This window comes from Pseudidiomarina xizangensis, from assembly GCF_052541995.1.
Map to the genome: position 1 here is coordinate 727239 of NZ_JBOBQA010000001.1, position 15624 is coordinate 742862.

Sequence of the window (15624 nt, forward strand, 5' to 3'; positions counted from 1 at the left end):
GGTCGGCAACAAACTTTTCTGGCAAACTCGTACTATTCTGATTTTTGGGAAATGCCCATGTTGTTTGTGCTTGAATATTTACCTATTGCGCTGTTTTTCACCTTTTATTTAATAGGCGATATCTTTTTGGCGACCGGCGTCTTAATGCTCGGTACAGTGCTACAAATCATTTCACTGAAGTTTATGCGCGAGGTCATCACTCCTCGCCATTGGATCATCTTGTGTGTGGTGTTGATTTTCGGCACCGTCACGCTGTTACTGCATGATGAATGGTTCATAAAACTCAAAGTAACTGTCATTTATGTCGCCATCGCGTTGTTGCTGCTGATAGGACTCTGGTGGAAAAAGCGCAGTCCATTGCAACAATTCCTCGGTGAAGAAATTAACCTACCCGAATTTGCCTGGCGCCGTCTGACCTATGCATGGGTGATCTTCACACTGGCACTGGCGGCGGTAAACCTCTACATTGCCGAATATTGGAGTCTTGATGCCTGGGTCAACTTTAAAGTATTCGGTACTCTTGGAGCGACCTTAGTCTTTACCATATTCACCGGTGCGTACATGTTTAAGCACCACACGGATCGCGAAAAAGATGCCGAAGAAATTGAGTAAGCGGATGCCGCTCGACAGTGTTCCAGGGCGCACCATTTATTTACATCATTACCCGGCTGAAAACGCCAGCAAAGTTGTGATTATGGCGCCAGCGATGGCGGTGCCACACAGTTATTATGCGGATTTTTGTAGCTGGCTCGCCCGGCAAGGCTATCATGTCATCGGCTTTGACTATTACGGTGTTGGTCTGGCGCAGGAAGATTCCCTCCGCCATTTTGATAGCTCAGTAACTGAATGGGCAACACTCGACGCCCAAGCGGTGTTAGATAAATGCCAGACTGATTTTCCAGATCTGCCAGTGGTGTGGTTCGCGCACAGCATTGGTGGACAATTGTTTGGCATGCTTGAACGCACCGAGCAGGTCGAGCGCATGGTCACCGTTGCCACAGGCACCGGGTACTGGCGTGACACTAAGCCTAGCCTGAAATATAAATCCTGGGTGTTATGGTGGGCAATCGTGCCCTGGTTACTGCCTTTGGTAGGCTATTTCCCAGGCGCACGCTTAGGTATTGTTGGTAATGTACCGAAATCAGCGATGGCACAATGGCGCCGCTGGTGTTTGCATCCAGATTACCTGGTCGGCGCTGAACATCTGTATCAGACCTACGCCGCCATCAAGACACCGATCATTAGCTTGGCGTTTAGTGACGATGAAATGCTGACCTATCGTAATATCGATGCCATGCATAACTTTTACCGCACTGCGCCGCAACGACGATTACGCATTGAGCCTGCTGATTTTGATTTAACTCACATCGGTCATTTTGCATTATTCCGCCCACGTTTCGAAAAACTGTGGGCGGAACTCTTATTACCGCAACTTACTGCTGAACTACCGACCGACCGGGCTATGCCAAACGTCGAATAAGCTGAGCCGTATTACGTCGTATCAATCGAATACAGGCTAAACGCCCCATAGTACCGACGACCAGAGCACCCGCTACCGGGCCGATGAGCCAGAATCGCCAGTGGAAAGTCGCTCCCAGTTCAAATACCTGAGTCTGTAGAATATACAACGACAATTCCATCGCTATGGTGGCAATAAAGCCACTTATCGCCCCCAGTACAATAAACTCATAGGTCACACTGCGACTTAGGAGTTTTGCCGGCGCACCTAAGGTTCTTAGGATCACCAGTTCTTTTTCGCGTTCTTCCATTGACGCCTGAACCTGTGCCAGTAACACCAAAATTCCGGCAACCATAACTAAAATCAACACAAATAGAATGGCAATACTGACCTGGTCAATGACCTCACGTAACTGATCCATAATGGCATCAAGGTCAATCAACGAAACCTGCGGAAACGGCTTGAACAGTTCATAAAGTTCACTTTTCCGCTCTTCCGGCAAGTTGAAACTGGAAATGTAGCTAGCTGGGAAGTCTGACAATGTTGCCGTGTTAAATATCATATAAAAATTTGGTTGCAACGAGCCCCAGTTCACTTCACGAACACTGGTAATGGGCACACTAAAAACCTCGCCACCAATATTAAAGGTCAAGTCATCACCGACTCCTAACCGCATGCGGTCAGCAACCTGGCTTTCAATGGAGACCTGCGGTTGTGGATCATCCCCCCACCATGCACCTGCTACAACGGTATTATTCGGTGGTAAGGTATCGCGCCAGGTTAAAGACAATTCACGGCCAAAGCCCTCACGTTGCTCCTTGCTGACCTCGTCGACCACGGCAACATCATTTACCGCTGTCACCCGTCCCGGCACAATCGGATACATATCGTTGACGTGCACATTGCGTTCACCGAAACGTTGTTTTAACTGCTCAACGTTGTCTTCGGCGACATTCACTAAAAAATAGTTCGGCGCATCATCCGGCAGCTGGCGTTGCCAATCCGCCAGCAGTTCATGGCGCAACGCCAACACCATCAATAACAGCATGATAGCGGTGGAGAAGCTCAGCATTTGCACGCTGTTCCCTTGCGCCCGCCGTTGTAACCCGGCCATCGCCAGACGCCAGGCGCTGCCGGCTTGCATGCCAGCCTGTCGACTGGCGCGGATAAAGAAGCGACTCACCAGCAACAACACCACCGCCGCCAAAGCGCCACCAGCAAACAGCGCCGTCGACAACAGCCACTGCTGACTGTACAGCCATAGCAACAAATAGATGGTACCGCCCGAGGCGACCCAGTGCAGCCAGCGCCAACGATCCGTACCCGTCATCTCACGGTTTAACACCCGTAGCGGTGGTATCTCGATCAACCGTAACAACGGATACAAAGTGAACATCACCGCACTCACTAACCCGGTGCCTGCGGCAAGTAAATACCCACGGCCACTTCCGGCAGGCAGATTCACATCAAAGTACTGCGCCACCAGATCAACTACCTGCCCTTGTATCAACCACCCCAAAACCAAACCAGTGACAATACTAAAGCCGGTCAACAACAGCAGATGCAGAATAAACACCTTTTGGATCTGTGCCCGTTGTGCCCCAAGGGTTTTAAAAATCGCCACCACATCGTAATTACGCTGACAATAACGTTGCGCAGCGACTGCCACCGCGGTCGCGGCCAGCACCACACCTAACAAGCTGGCCAGCAACATAAAGCGCTCGGCCCGGCGTAAACTGCGTGCCAGCGGCGAATCACCATCTTCAATGCTGCGCCAGTTGTGTGTGTCGTCATTGAGCTGTGGTTTCAACCACTGTTCGTAACTATTCAGGGCGTCGCTTTCACCGGCAAAGAGCACATTAAACCGCACCCGACTACCAGGTTGGATAAGCCCGGTACCTTCCAGTTCGCTGTGATTAATTAACACATTGGGGCTGTCGGTAAACACCGAAAAACCAACGTCAGGTTCATAGGTTAAAACCCGGGTCACCTGGAACCTGCTCTCACCTATCTCAAGATTATCGCCGACGCTTAAATTTAATTCCTGAAACAGCGCCGCGGCAACCCAGGCTTCACCTGCAACAGGCAAGCCTTGCGCCAATTCATCAGCGGCATAGGGTTGCTCGGCAGTGCGCAGCTCGCCACGCAACGGATAACCCTCGCTGACGGCTTTCACATCAACCAAAGCCAGCTCATCATTGGCAAACGCCATCGAATTAAATACCACACGATCGGCGGTTCGAAGTCCTTCCTCGTTGGCGCGATCGAGCCAGTCCTGAGGAATATCCCGCCGTGAGCTCAGGACCCGATCCGCAGCCAAAAATTCGGCGCTGCGCTCGGTTAAACCGGCCTGTAAGCGCTCGGTAAATAACGCAAGAGAAAGCACCGCTGTCACGGACAACACGATGGCTGCAGCCATAATGGTCAGTTCACCCCGACGCAACTCCTGCTTTAATAGTCGCCAGGAAATTTTATGCCACATCGCGTTCCACCTCGGCCAGTTTACCGGCCTCCATCCGCAACACCCGTTGACAACGTTCTGCCAGTTCGCTGTCGTGCGTCACCACGATTAAAGTGGTTCCCGATTCCTGATTCATTTCAAACAACAGATCTTCGACTTTGTGGCCCGTTGCCGCATCGAGGTTTCCGGTTGGCTCATCAGCAAACAAAATCTTCGGGGTGCCGACAAACGCACGCGCAATCGCTACCCGCTGTTGTTCGCCTCCTGAGAGCTGATTCGGATAATGGGTCAGACGATCGCCCAGCCCCACCTTGCCAAGCAGCTCGCGTGCTTGCTTTTCTGCATTTTTATTACCCGCCAGTTCAGCCGGCAACATAACGTTCTCCAAAGCCGTCAAACTAGGGATAAGTAAAAACGACTGAAAAATGAAGCCAACCTTGTCGGCGCGAACTTTTGCCCGCTGTTCCTCATCCAAATCGCCCAATTTTACGTTATCTATGGAAACATCTCCGCCACTAGCGAGGTCTAAACCTGCCAGTAGACTCAGCAATGTCGACTTGCCGGAACCGGAAGCGCCAACAATGGCCACGGTTTCGCCAGCGGCAATTTGCAAGTCAGTAGCTTGTAAAATGTGTAGAATACCCTCACTAGTATCTACATCCTTTCTTAATTGAGTGGTTTGAATCAGCATTTATGAAAAATTTCCTAATAAAATTTGGATTTATCGTCGCATTATTAGTACTTATACGTCCAGTTTACGGAAATGTCTCACTGGTCGTTTTAGGCGATAGCTTAAGTGCCGGTTACGGCATGTCGCAACAACAGTCATGGGTTGGCGTACTGCAGCAACGCTGGCGACAAACCCACCCGTCGATCGAGCTCATTAACGCTAGCATCAGCGGTGACACCACTCAGGGCGCCTTAAACCGTCTCGACGGCATTATCAAAACTCATCAACCCGATGCGGTATTCGTCGAGCTAGGTGGTAATGATGGTTTACGCGGCTTCACGCCAATTACGATCAGAGCTAATTTGTTACAAATCATCAATCGGTTGCAAGACGAGAATATTAAAGTTGCGGTGAGTCAGATAAGAATTCCGCCGAACTACGGCCGGCGCTACAGCGACATGTTTGCCGATATCTTCCCAGACCTGACAACATCGACCGATACCCTGTTAGTACCCTTCTTTATGGAGCAAATTGCACTGAGCCCGGAATTGATGCAGAACGATGGCATACACCCAAATGAAGACGCGCAAGATGATATCGCTGACATCATGGAGCCGCATCTACTGGAATTAGTACGCAGGAAATGAAAAAACGATGTTAGCTGTTTGCTGTTTGTTTAAACCAGCAGCGAACATCCAATAGCGAACAACGTTTTTGAATATGTGGCGTCCCCTAGGGGATTCGAACCCCTGTCGCCGCCGTGAAAGGGCGGTGTCCTAGGCCTCTAGACGAAGGGGACCCTGGACTTGCTGGCTTTTGCGTATTGCACAAGCCATAGTGCGTAACGTTAGTTTCCCCCGTAGTAGAACTACGGGCTACTGGTAGATCCAATAGCGAACAACGTTTTTAAATATGTGGCGTCCCCTAGGGGATTCGAACCCCTGTCGCCGCCGTGAAAGGGCGGTGTCCTAGGCCTCTAGACGAAGGGGACCCCGGACTGGTAAAACTGTATTTCGGCAAATTCCCCGTAGTAGAACTACGAGCTACGTAAGTTGGCGTCCCCTAGGGGATTCGAACCCCTGTTGCCGCCGTGAAAGGGCAGTGTCCTAGGCCTCTAGACGAAGGGGACGCATATCTTACTTTGCAAAACGAGTGCTGAAGTGCTTTGGTGGAGCTAAGCGGGATCGAACCGCTGACCTCTTGCATGCCATGCAAGCGCTCTCCCAGCTGAGCTATAGCCCCACTACTTCAGTACCCTGACAGCGGGGCGAATTCTATGGTAATAGCGGCCTCACCGTCAACCTTTTTTTTGGCAAAACGAAGCGTTCGCTCCATTTTTAGGCAGTTCGTGCAAAAGCTCGCCAAATCACGCCAAAATTGCGCGCATAAAAAAATCGACGCGCAACATTTAAGTTAATCTTCGAAGTGATAAATCTGTTCCAGGGATGCGCGATCACGTACGGTAACATCCATATCGCGCACCAAGCCATCTTCCAGGCTGTAAACCCAACCGTGAATCGCCAGCTCCTGACCACGATCCCAGGCGCTTTGCACAATGGTGGTTTTCGCCAGATTGCGGACTTGCTCGATGACGTTTAATTCGCATAAACGATCGACACGCGCCGTGTCATCGAGCCCTTCTAGTTCAACATGGTGTTCACGGTAAATATCTTTAATCGGATACAACCAATGATCAACCAGCCCGTGTGAGCAGCTCTCTGTAGCAGCACGCACGCCACCACAACCGTAATGCCCAACCACCAGAATGTGTTTCACTTTCAGTGCATCTACTGCGTACTGCACTACGGACAAGCAGTTGAAGTCGGTCTGAATCACTTGGTTGGCCACGTTGCGGTGAACAAATAGCTCACCCGGAGCCATATCGACCACCTGATTAGCCGGTACACGACTATCAGAACAGCCAATCCAAAGATACTCCGGCGTTTGCTGATTTACCAAATTGGTAAAAAAATCAGGGTCCAACTCAAGCTGACGCTGCGCCCACTCTTTGTTATTCGCAAGTAACTGTCGAATTTTCGGCATGGTTCTGGCGATCCTATTGTTGTGCTTGTTCACGCTCGCTAATAAACGAAATTGCGCGGGCAATACGTCCTATTACCTGATCTTGGTCGAGTAGTTCTAAAGTCACATCAAGCGACGGTGAATTACCAGAACCGGTTGCAGCTACCCGTAACGGCATGCCGACTTTGCCCATTCCTACGCCAAGATCATCAGCGGTTGCCTGAATCACAGCTTGAATGTTCGCAGCATTCCAGTCGCTAACGCTGACCAAGCGATCCTTCACCGCTTCAAGTGCTTCGCGCGCTACCGGGCGCAGGTGTTTCTTCGCGGCTGCTTCATCAAAAGCTTCAAACTCTTCATAGAAATAACGCGCTGAAGTAGCCATTTCTTTGAGCGTTTTCACCCGATCAGCTAACAACGGAATAATTTTTTCAAGCGCTGGTCCTTTGCTCACATCAATAGCCTGATCACTGAAGTGCCATTGTAAGTGCTCGGCGACTTCGCCAACTGGCAACGCTTTCATGTAATGTTGATTAAGCCAGTTTAATTTTTCCGTATTAAAGGCAGACGCGGCTTTATTCACGTCATCTAAACGGAAATACTTAATCATCTCGTCTACGCTAAAAATTTCCTGATCGCCATGCGACCAGCCTAAACGCACCAGATAGTTCAGCACCGCTTGCGGCAGGTAGCCATCATCGCGGTATTGCATAACACTAACTGCACCATGACGTTTCGATAGCTTCTTGCCATCATCACCAAGAATCATCGATACATGAGCATACTCAGGCACCGGCGCACCAAGGGCTTGCAAAATATTAATCTGCCGCGGCGTGTTATTAATATGGTCTTCGCCACGCACCACGTGGGTGATGTCCATTTCCCAATCGTCGATCACCACGCAGAAGTTGTACGTCGGCGTACCGTCGCTACGCGAGATGATCAAATCATCAAGTTCGGTATTGGCAAATTCAATTGCCCCTCGAATATGGTCGTTAAACTTGACCGAGCCGGTTTGCGGATTGCGGAAACGAATCACATAACGATCACCGCTAACGTTCGGGTTATCACGACAGTGACCGTCGTAGCGCGGTTTTTCGCCCAGCTCCATTTGTTCTTCACGCATTTTTTCCAGGCGTTCAGCCGAACAGTAACACTTATAAGCTTTATCTTCGTCGATTAGCTTGTCAATAAAGTGCGTGTAACGATCAAAGCGTTTGGTTTGGTAGTGCGGACCTTCGTCCCAAGTTAATCCTAACCATTCCATACCTTCCAGGATGGCATCGATCGCTGGCTGCGTAGAACGTTCGCGGTCAGTATCTTCAATACGTAATACGAACTTCCCATCTGCAGCTTTCGCAACAAGCCAGGAATAAAGTGCCGTGCGTGCGCCGCCGACATGTAGGTATCCAGTTGGACTAGGGGCAAATCGAGTGACTACCGTCATAATAGTTGCATTCTCCGCATCATTCGGGTTATTTTGCAGCGTAGTTTACCAATAACCGCGCGGACTCGCATCACTGGTTTTGGTGAATATCGCTTTATTACCCGAGGAATACTCAAGAAATCGTTAACGAATCGGGTAAAAAGGCAGCAGTCAGTACCTAAGGGTGATATTTTTTATTGACAGGGCAGCGTAGCTCCCTATAATACCGCCCCGCAACGCAGAGAAAACGGATGGTTAGCTCAGTTGGGAGAGCATCGCCCTTACAAGGCGAGGGTCACTGGTTCGAGCCCAGTACCATCCACCACTCTACTCCTCTCTGAAATGTTGCAAGAACACCCAGATGGATGGTTAGCTCAGCTGGGAGAGCATCGCCCTTACAAGGCGAGGGTCACTGGTTCGAGCCCAGTACCATCCACCACTTCCCAAGTGTTTGGTAGCCCGTAGTTTTACTACGGGGAAACTAGCCGGTTCCGCAATGGAACTCACTGCGCTAAGCTAGTCGTCTCCGCTTTCTTCTTCACTTGCTAATAACTGGAAGAAGCGTTTCAAATGACGCGAATACAGCAGCAACCAGAACGCAATCAGCCACGAAAAAATAATCAGCGCTTTAACAAAAGCAAAGTGCGGCCAATTTGCAGCTACCAAACTGATCAGCAACACGCCATCGGCAATCCAGCTCAGCCACAGCAACCAAGGCGCGATCCGCGCAAACCTGGTCACCCAACCCGGCATTTCGGCTTTCATCTGCGTCAGCATCACCACCACAGCTAGCGCTGGTAAGCCAACACTTAATGTCAGCACAAACTGTTCCGTATTAGAATAAAAGAACTGCAACAAACGTGAACGATCTTCACTGAATGTCAGCGAGATGATCCAGGCTAAGTAACCACGCAGAAAAAGCGCCAACACAAAGAGCAGCGCCAACGGCGTACGCAGCTGGCCATCAGCTGTCAAATAACGTTCATCACCAAGTCGCAGCTGCATAACTAACCTATATGCTTCAGTCGTTCACGCAAATTCCCCACGTCGTCACGCAGTTGTGTTGCTTTTTCAAACTCGAGGTCTTTCGCCGCCTGATACATTTCTTTTTCGGTGCGCTCTAATACCTTCATCAACGCCACCGGATCGTTTAAGTTCACATTGTACTTCTCTTCTGCTTCGGCCACCGCACGACGCTCGTCATGGCTCTTACGACGTTTTCTGGCACCACCTAAGTCCATGACATCAGTCACACGTTTGGTCAGCCCTTGCGGCGTAATTCCATGTTCTTCGTTATAAGCGACCTGCTTAGCCCGGCGGCGATCGGTTTCATCAATGGCACGCTGCATCGAGCCGGTAATTTTATCACCATACAATATTGCGCGACCGTTGACATTGCGTGCGGCCCGACCAATAGTCTGAATCAAGGCGCGATCGGAGCGTAAAAAGCCCTCTTTATCGGCATCCAGAATCGCCACCAAACTGACCTCTGGCATATCCAGACCTTCCCGCAGCAGATTGATACCGACCAACACATCGAATTCACCCAAGCGTAAGTCACGAATGATCTCCATTCGCTCTACGGTGTCGATGTCTGAGTGCAGGTAACGCACTTTAATACCATGTTCATCGAGATAATCGCTGAGGTCCTCTGACATTTTCTTGGTCAAGGTGGTCGCCAACACGCGTTCTTTTCGCTCGACCCGAATCCGTATTTCCGACATCAAATCATCCACCTGAGTGGCCACCGGACGCACTTCGATCATGGGATCGATAAGTCCCGTTGGTCGCACTACCTGCTCAATGACTTCGCCTGCAGATTTCTCAATTTCATACTTGCCCGGTGTTGCCGAGACATAAATGGTTTGCGGAGCAATTGACTCAAACTCAGCAAACTTCAACGGCCGATTATCCAGCGCGGAAGGCAAACGGAAACCGTAATTCACCAAATTTTCTTTGCGTGAGCGGTCACCTTTATACATGGCCCCCACTTGCGAAACCGTGACGTGTGATTCATCAATAATCAACAAGGCATCATCCGGCAAATAATCCAATAAGGTTGGCGGTGGCTCGCCCGGTGCGCGACCGGACAAGTAACGTGAATAGTTTTCAATGCCCGAGCAATAACCCAACTCCAGCATCATTTCGATATCGTACTGGGTGCGCTGAGAAACCCGCTGCTCTTCAATCAACTTATTGGCATCAAGCAGCTCTTGCTTGCGATCTTTCAGCTCTTCTTTGATTTGTTCAATGGCATTTAAAATGGTTTCGCGTGGCGTTACATAGTGCGTTTTCGGATAAATCGTCGCGCGCGCGACATCGGCTTGGGTCACCTGCCCCGTCAGTGGCTCGAAAAAACTGATGCGATCGATCTCGTCGTCAAATAATTCAAGTCGTACCGCCATTTCTTCCGATTCTGCGGGAAATATATCAATAACCTCGCCGCGGACCCGATAGGTACCACGTTCAAATGCTGCGTCATTGCGTTTGTATTGCAGTTGCGCCAGACGGCGCAAAACATCGCGTTGATCAATAATGTCCCCACGCCGCAAGTGGAGCATCATTTTCATGTAGGATTCAGGGTCGCCCAAACCGTAAATACAGGACACTGAGGCGACTAGAATAACGTCGCGACGTTCCATCAGAGCTTTAGTCGCTGACAGTCGCATTTGTTCAATGTGATCGTTTATTGAAGCATCTTTTTCAATAAAGGTATCCGTGGTCGGCACATAAGCTTCTGGCTGATAATAATCGTAATAAGAAACGAAATACTCGACCGCATTGTTGGGAAAAAACTCTTTCATCTCACCATACAACTGCGCAGCGAGAGTTTTGTTGTGCGCCAGAATTAGCGTTGGCCGTTGTACCTTTTCAATGACATTGGCCATGGTAAAGGTCTTACCCGAGCCGGTGACTCCCAGCAAGGTTTGATGCGCCAGGCCTGCTTCAAGATTGTCGACTAAGCTTTCAATGGCCTCGGGCTGATCGCCGGCCGGTTGATACTCAGAGACTAATTCGAACGAACGTGCCATTAAGCAACCTCCTCGTTTCGTTGTTTACGCAGGCCGCGCTGAAACCATTGCCAGGCAATACCAGCGGTTATGAAATTGGCGACCACTCCACCAATGAATAAGCCCGGAATATCAGCTAGTAATGAGCCCATGTAGCTAAGGGGTACAAACAACACGAATAACCGCACAATACTTAGCGCTAACGCCGACATAGGTTCGTGCATGGCATTAAAGCTTGAGTTGGTCAAAATGATAATGCCCTGCATGCCATAACCCAGCGGCATGATATAAATAAACAAGCGGATCAGTCGCGCCACCTCAGCATCATCGGTAAACACCTCAGCAATGTAAGGTGCCCCGACCACCAGAATTAAATAAATCGCCGCCTGCACCACGATCACACTGCGCAACGCGGTAATGTATGCTTCCCGTACACGGGCGTGTTTCATCGCACCAAGATTTTGGCTAATCAGCGGCGGTAGACTCATTGATAATGCTAAAATAATCACGCTGGCCAGGGATTCTAACCGCGAACCGACGCCAAAAGCTGCCACGGCAGGAGCGCCGTAGGCGGCGATAATGGCAGTCATCACCGCCATCGCTAAGGGGGTCAGCATATTAGCTCCTGCCGCCGGTAACCCAATACTAAGGATTTGCCGTGCTGAGGTAACTGGGTGGGCATGCTCCGGCACTTTAAAGCTAATCAACCCCTTGTAATACAGGTACCACAGCACCAACACCGTACCAATCGTCCAACTCAATACACTGGCAAGTGCTGCGCCTTGTACCCCCATCGCCGGGATAGGACCGAGGCCAAAAATAAAAATTGGATCGAATATAGCGTTAAGTAAGCCACCAGAAGCCATGATGATAGACGGGGTACGGGTATCACCGGACGAGCGCAAAACCGCGTTGCCGACCATCGGAATCACTAACAAGGTTGCGCCAGCAAACCAAAGGATCATGTAGTCATGAATCAACGGTAATAACCGCTCTTGCGCTTGTAACGCGGCAAATATCGGGTCCATGAGCAAATAACCCAATAACGACAACGCAGCAACCAGTAAAGCAGAAACTGTTAAGGCAATAACACCATCAAAACGCGCATGATCAACATTACCCGCCCCGCGCTTACGCGCTAAAATTGCTGAGGTTCCGATACCCAAGCCTATCGCCAAGCTAACAAGACTAAACGTCACCGGAAAAGTAAAGCTCACTGCCGCCAATGGATCAGTACCCAACAAGCCAACAAAAAAGGTATCGACAACGTTAAAGCTGATCAGCGTCAAAACACCTATAATCACCGGCCAGGTCATCTGCCAGAGCGTCGCCGGAATTGGGTCATTGGTAAGTGATTTTGCCGATACTGCTGAGGCCATTCAGAGTCCCATTACACCATTGATTACGAGTTAGATTCCAACATAAATGTCAGAGCTAATGTCATACCTATACGAAGTCAGCTAGTGTAACGGATTTACCCCTTTGACGCCATGTAGCGTATAAAAGAATGCCCTGATACAGCTCCCAATTATGGACAAAAACAGTTCAGGATCATATAGTAAAAGCCTTCATTTAGACCCACAGGAACGTGCCGTGAACTACCCATTATCCGATCGCATCAACGCAATTCAACCTTCTCCTACGCTGGCCGTGTCGCAAAAAGCCGCCGAGTTAAAAGCAGCAGGCCATGATGTCATTGGTCTGGGCGTTGGTGAGCCGGACTTTGATACACCAGAGTTCATCAAAACAGCGGCCAAAGCTGCTATAGATGCGGGTCATACGAAATACACTGCGGTTGATGGTATCGTCCAACTCAAACAAGCTGTCATCAACAAATTCGAGCGCGACAACCAGCTTACTTACGAACTGCCAGAAATCTTAATCTCGGCGGGTGGTAAGCACAGCATCTTTAATCTGCTAAGTGCCTGGTTGAATCCCGGCGACGAAGTTTTAGTTCCAGCGCCTTATTGGGTTTCTTACCCAGATATGGCCAAACTGGTGGGCGCCGAACCGAAATTTATCAATGCCGGTATCGGGCAGCGCTACAAAATCACCCCTGAGCAACTGGCCGCAGCGATTACCTCGAAAACCCGCTTGTTGTTCCTCAATAGTCCATCGAACCCCACCGGTACCGCATACACCAAAGCGGAACTTGCAGCGCTGGCCGACGTATTGCGCGAGCACCCACAAATCTTGATTGCCAGCGATGATATGTACGAACATATTCTTTGGGCCGACTTCCCGTTTGCCAATATCGCCATGGCAGCACCGGATTTGCGGGATCGTATTGTATTACTCTCTGGGGTATCTAAAGCGTATGCCATGACCGGCTGGCGTATCGGATATGCAGCTGGACCTAAACCCATCATCGCAGCAATGAAAAAGATGCAATCACAAAGTACATCTAATCCGGCCAGCATTAGCCAATATGCCGCTTTAGAAGCGCTAAACGGAGACCAAAGCTGTATCGGTCACATGGTTAGCGAATTCAAAAAACGTCACGACTATTTGGTTGCAGCACTTAATGATGTACCGGGTATGCGTTGCATTGAAGGCGATGGCACCTTCTATACCTTTGCCAATATCGAAGCAATGATGGCAGACAAAGGCTTAACTTCCGATGTTGAGTGGTGTGAAGCCTTACTGAAAGAGAATAAAGTGGCTTTGGTGCCTGGCTCAGCCTTTGGCGCGCCAGCGCATTGCCGACTGTCCTTCGCAACCGATATGGACACACTCAAAGAAGCAGTAGCACGTATTACAGCTTTTGCTAACAATTAGATAAGTCATTCTCGCAGCAACATAATTTATAAAACGCCCCATGCTTAACGGTTTTGGGGCATTTTTTGTGCCAAAAATTCATCAGATGAATGAAGAAATGCACAACTTGCGATGATTCGTTGTACAGCCAAAAATAATTCAAATAATAATTTTAGGTAAGATCAACAGCTTACATCATCTTGTTGTTTTTAAACGATTTATTTTTATAAACTCACTTTTTAATCAATTTCTAAATCGCCCGCAATCCAGCGTAATTTAAGGCTTCTCACATATCTGCCCACAAGGTTATCCACAGATTTAGTGGATAAGATCTGCAAGCCCATAACTGGCGTGCCTTTGCCCTCGCTGTGGATAACCGACAACGATTGCGCATTATGCTTTATGTTATAGTCAACCGTTTTTCGGCGACTTGACAAAAACTATTTCTTGCAGCCCTGAACAGAAAACGCGCAAACGCGCATTTTTGCTATTGACAGGCCGCGCAGGCACCTTTAACATTCGCTCCCGTTGTTAGATGAGTTCCCCAGTAGCTCAGTTGGTTAGAGCGGTGGACTGTTAATCCATGTGTCGTTGGTTCGAATCCAACCTGGGGAGCCAACTCTCATCATCATTAGCAACACCTATACCCTTGCGATTCCCCAGTAGCTCAGTTGGTTAGAGCGGTGGACTGTTAATCCATGTGTCGTTGGTTCGAATCCAACCTGGGGAGCCACTTAGCTTCGCTGCAAACGCAAATCACTTCGTAATAAATCCCGATAATCACTTTGGTCAGCCTGGCGCCATAAGCGACGACTTAACTCTGCCACCGACGTCTCTGCGCCAGCGACCAGCCACGCCGCAATTTCCGCGCCAACATCGGGCCAGAAACATTGTTTACGCTTGCTGCTCGCGAACCAATCGGCGAGACCATTTGGGGTAATTTCACTAAGTTGGCTCGCTAATCCTAGTTCCGCCAGACACCGAGCATTGGCCAGCTGTTCAAATTGCCCTGCCAGCGGCCTGACTAATAGCTTTTTACCGTACGCCAGCGCTTCACAGCTGGTTTCAAAGCCAGCATTGCTAATCACCCCCTCTGCCTTAACAAAATGCTCAGCAAAGCGTTGTCTGGACGGCGGATAATAGTCGATACCGGCAATCCGTTGACGTTTGGCATCAGGATGAAACACACTGAAACTGTACTGCGGGAATTGGGCCAACAACCGATGGACACCCAACAAAGATTCAAAGGGTAAATAGACCAGGTAGCGATCCGCCTCAATTTGCTCTGCAACTGCGCGGTGATGCACGATCGGTGGCAAGATATGGCTTCCGTCAGGCACCCAGTGCATGCCGACCACTTCTGTCGCTGGTGCAAACCAACGGATCAATTGTTGATAGCACCAGGGTAACTGCAAGCTCTGAGTCGGCTTGTAAAACGCATATTGCCGCCCGATACCAATACAACGCTTACCTTGGCGTCGCGCCGCCCAGGCAACAACCGGCTCATAATCAGTAACCACTAAATCATAAGCAGCTAAATCCAATTCTTTCACATCACGCCAAAATTGCTTCCAGTCGTTCTGTGCAAGAGTTTTACGCACATTAATCTGACCATGCTCGACCGCAAAAGATAATCCTTTGCGCCATTGCCAGCCTGGGAACGCTTCCATATCAAAAAAATGCTCGCGTGCGCGTCCCGATACCAGATAATCGACCTGCACTGAGGGATACTGCTGCAAAGCTTCGGCTAACGCCGTACAGCGACTTAAATGACCATTTCCAGTCCCTTGAATACCAATTAATATACGCATTGAGAAA

Annotated in this window: 12 protein-coding genes and 8 tRNA genes; 8 read left to right on the plus strand and 12 right to left on the minus strand. The window is 49.6% G+C overall.

Annotation, left to right across the window (positions count from 1 at the left end; genetic code table 11):
* Positions 1-57: 57 nt before the first annotated feature.
* Entirely contained in the window at positions 58-612 is a 555-nt protein-coding gene (locus ACQ5ES_RS03425; RefSeq protein WP_445014558.1) for an inner membrane-spanning protein YciB, read from the plus strand.
* On the plus strand, positions 593-1480 hold the full coding sequence (locus ACQ5ES_RS03430) for an alpha/beta hydrolase family protein (RefSeq protein WP_445014559.1): 888 nt from the start codon (positions 593-595) through the stop codon (positions 1478-1480). The genes ACQ5ES_RS03425 and ACQ5ES_RS03430 overlap by 20 nt, the downstream gene beginning before the upstream one ends.
* Here the strand turns inward: ACQ5ES_RS03430 and ACQ5ES_RS03435 are convergent.
* Together ACQ5ES_RS03435 and ACQ5ES_RS03440 are read right to left on the minus strand one after the other, a co-directional pair.
* Positions 1461-3941 carry an ABC transporter permease gene (locus tag ACQ5ES_RS03435; RefSeq protein ID WP_445014560.1) on the minus strand — a complete coding sequence of 827 codons (2481 nt, stop codon included), beginning with the start codon at positions 3939-3941 and terminating at the stop codon, positions 1461-1463. The genes ACQ5ES_RS03430 and ACQ5ES_RS03435 overlap by 20 nt on opposite strands.
* A complete protein-coding gene (locus ACQ5ES_RS03440; protein WP_445014561.1) occupies positions 3931-4611 on the minus strand; it encodes an ABC transporter ATP-binding protein in 681 nt (226 codons plus the stop codon). The genes ACQ5ES_RS03435 and ACQ5ES_RS03440 overlap by 11 nt, the downstream gene beginning before the upstream one ends.
* A gap of 2 nt (positions 4612-4613) precedes the next feature.
* Here ACQ5ES_RS03440 and ACQ5ES_RS03445 point away from each other — a divergent pair, with 2 nt between their 5' ends.
* Entirely contained in the window at positions 4614-5237 is a 624-nt protein-coding gene (locus tag ACQ5ES_RS03445) for an arylesterase (protein WP_445014562.1), read from the plus strand.
* Positions 5238-5313: 76 nt separating this feature from the next.
* Here ACQ5ES_RS03445 and ACQ5ES_RS03450 read toward each other — a convergent pair.
* The 6 genes from ACQ5ES_RS03450 to gltX form a co-directional block, all read right to left on the minus strand.
* Positions 5314-5389: transfer RNA gene (locus ACQ5ES_RS03450), tRNA-Glu, on the minus strand.
* Positions 5390-5505: 116 nt separating this feature from the next.
* Positions 5506-5581: transfer RNA gene (locus tag ACQ5ES_RS03455), tRNA-Glu, on the minus strand.
* A 62-nt stretch (positions 5582-5643) separates the two neighbouring features.
* Positions 5644-5719: transfer RNA gene (locus tag ACQ5ES_RS03460), tRNA-Glu, on the minus strand.
* 37 nt (positions 5720-5756) lie between these two features.
* A tRNA-Ala gene (locus ACQ5ES_RS03465) sits at positions 5757-5832 on the minus strand.
* Positions 5833-6003: 171 nt separating this feature from the next.
* A complete protein-coding gene (gene can, locus ACQ5ES_RS03470; protein ID WP_445014563.1) occupies positions 6004-6633 on the minus strand; it encodes a carbonate dehydratase in 630 nt (209 codons plus the stop codon).
* Between the two features lie 13 nt (positions 6634-6646).
* The gene (gene gltX / locus ACQ5ES_RS03475; protein WP_445014564.1) at positions 6647-8059 is read right to left on the minus strand and encodes a glutamate--tRNA ligase; all 1413 of its coding nucleotides are present in this window, start codon (positions 8057-8059) and stop codon (positions 6647-6649) included.
* 228 nt (positions 8060-8287) lie between these two features.
* Here gltX and ACQ5ES_RS03480 point away from each other — a divergent pair.
* Both ACQ5ES_RS03480 and ACQ5ES_RS03485 read left to right on the plus strand, forming a co-directional pair.
* Positions 8288-8363, plus strand: a tRNA-Val gene (locus ACQ5ES_RS03480).
* A gap of 38 nt (positions 8364-8401) precedes the next feature.
* Positions 8402-8477: transfer RNA gene (locus tag ACQ5ES_RS03485), tRNA-Val, on the plus strand.
* 77 nt (positions 8478-8554) lie between these two features.
* Here ACQ5ES_RS03485 and ACQ5ES_RS03490 read toward each other — a convergent pair.
* Genes ACQ5ES_RS03490 through ACQ5ES_RS03500 form a run of 3 tightly spaced genes read right to left on the minus strand, consistent with a single transcriptional unit; the run spans position 8555 to position 12428 of the window.
* Positions 8555-9043 carry a DUF2919 family protein gene (locus ACQ5ES_RS03490; RefSeq protein ID WP_445014565.1) on the minus strand — a complete coding sequence of 163 codons (489 nt, stop codon included), beginning with the start codon at positions 9041-9043 and terminating at the stop codon, positions 8555-8557.
* Positions 9044-9045: 2 nt separating this feature from the next.
* A complete protein-coding gene (gene uvrB, locus ACQ5ES_RS03495; RefSeq protein ID WP_445014566.1) occupies positions 9046-11070 on the minus strand; it encodes an excinuclease ABC subunit UvrB in 2025 nt (674 codons plus the stop codon).
* Positions 11070-12428: an MATE family efflux transporter gene (locus ACQ5ES_RS03500; protein ID WP_445014567.1), complete on the minus strand. Its 1359-nt coding sequence runs from the start codon at positions 12426-12428 to the stop codon at positions 11070-11072. The genes uvrB and ACQ5ES_RS03500 overlap by 1 nt, the downstream gene beginning before the upstream one ends.
* Positions 12429-12642: 214 nt before the next feature.
* On the opposite strand from ACQ5ES_RS03500, the gene ACQ5ES_RS03505 reads away from it, so the two are divergent.
* The 3 genes from ACQ5ES_RS03505 to ACQ5ES_RS03515 all read left to right on the plus strand — a co-directional run bounded on the left by ACQ5ES_RS03505 (position 12643) and on the right by ACQ5ES_RS03515 (position 14539).
* Positions 12643-13827 carry a pyridoxal phosphate-dependent aminotransferase gene (locus tag ACQ5ES_RS03505; protein WP_445014568.1) on the plus strand — a complete coding sequence of 395 codons (1185 nt, stop codon included), beginning with the start codon at positions 12643-12645 and terminating at the stop codon, positions 13825-13827.
* A 520-nt stretch (positions 13828-14347) separates the two neighbouring features.
* A tRNA-Asn gene (locus tag ACQ5ES_RS03510) sits at positions 14348-14424 on the plus strand.
* 38 nt (positions 14425-14462) lie between these two features.
* Positions 14463-14539 (plus strand) — tRNA-Asn (locus tag ACQ5ES_RS03515).
* 1 nt (position 14540) lies between these two features.
* On the opposite strand, the gene ACQ5ES_RS03520 is transcribed toward ACQ5ES_RS03515, so the two are convergent.
* The gene (locus ACQ5ES_RS03520; RefSeq protein WP_445014569.1) at positions 14541-15617 is read right to left on the minus strand and encodes a glycosyltransferase family protein; all 1077 of its coding nucleotides are present in this window, start codon (positions 15615-15617) and stop codon (positions 14541-14543) included.
* Positions 15618-15624 lie beyond the last annotated feature (7 nt).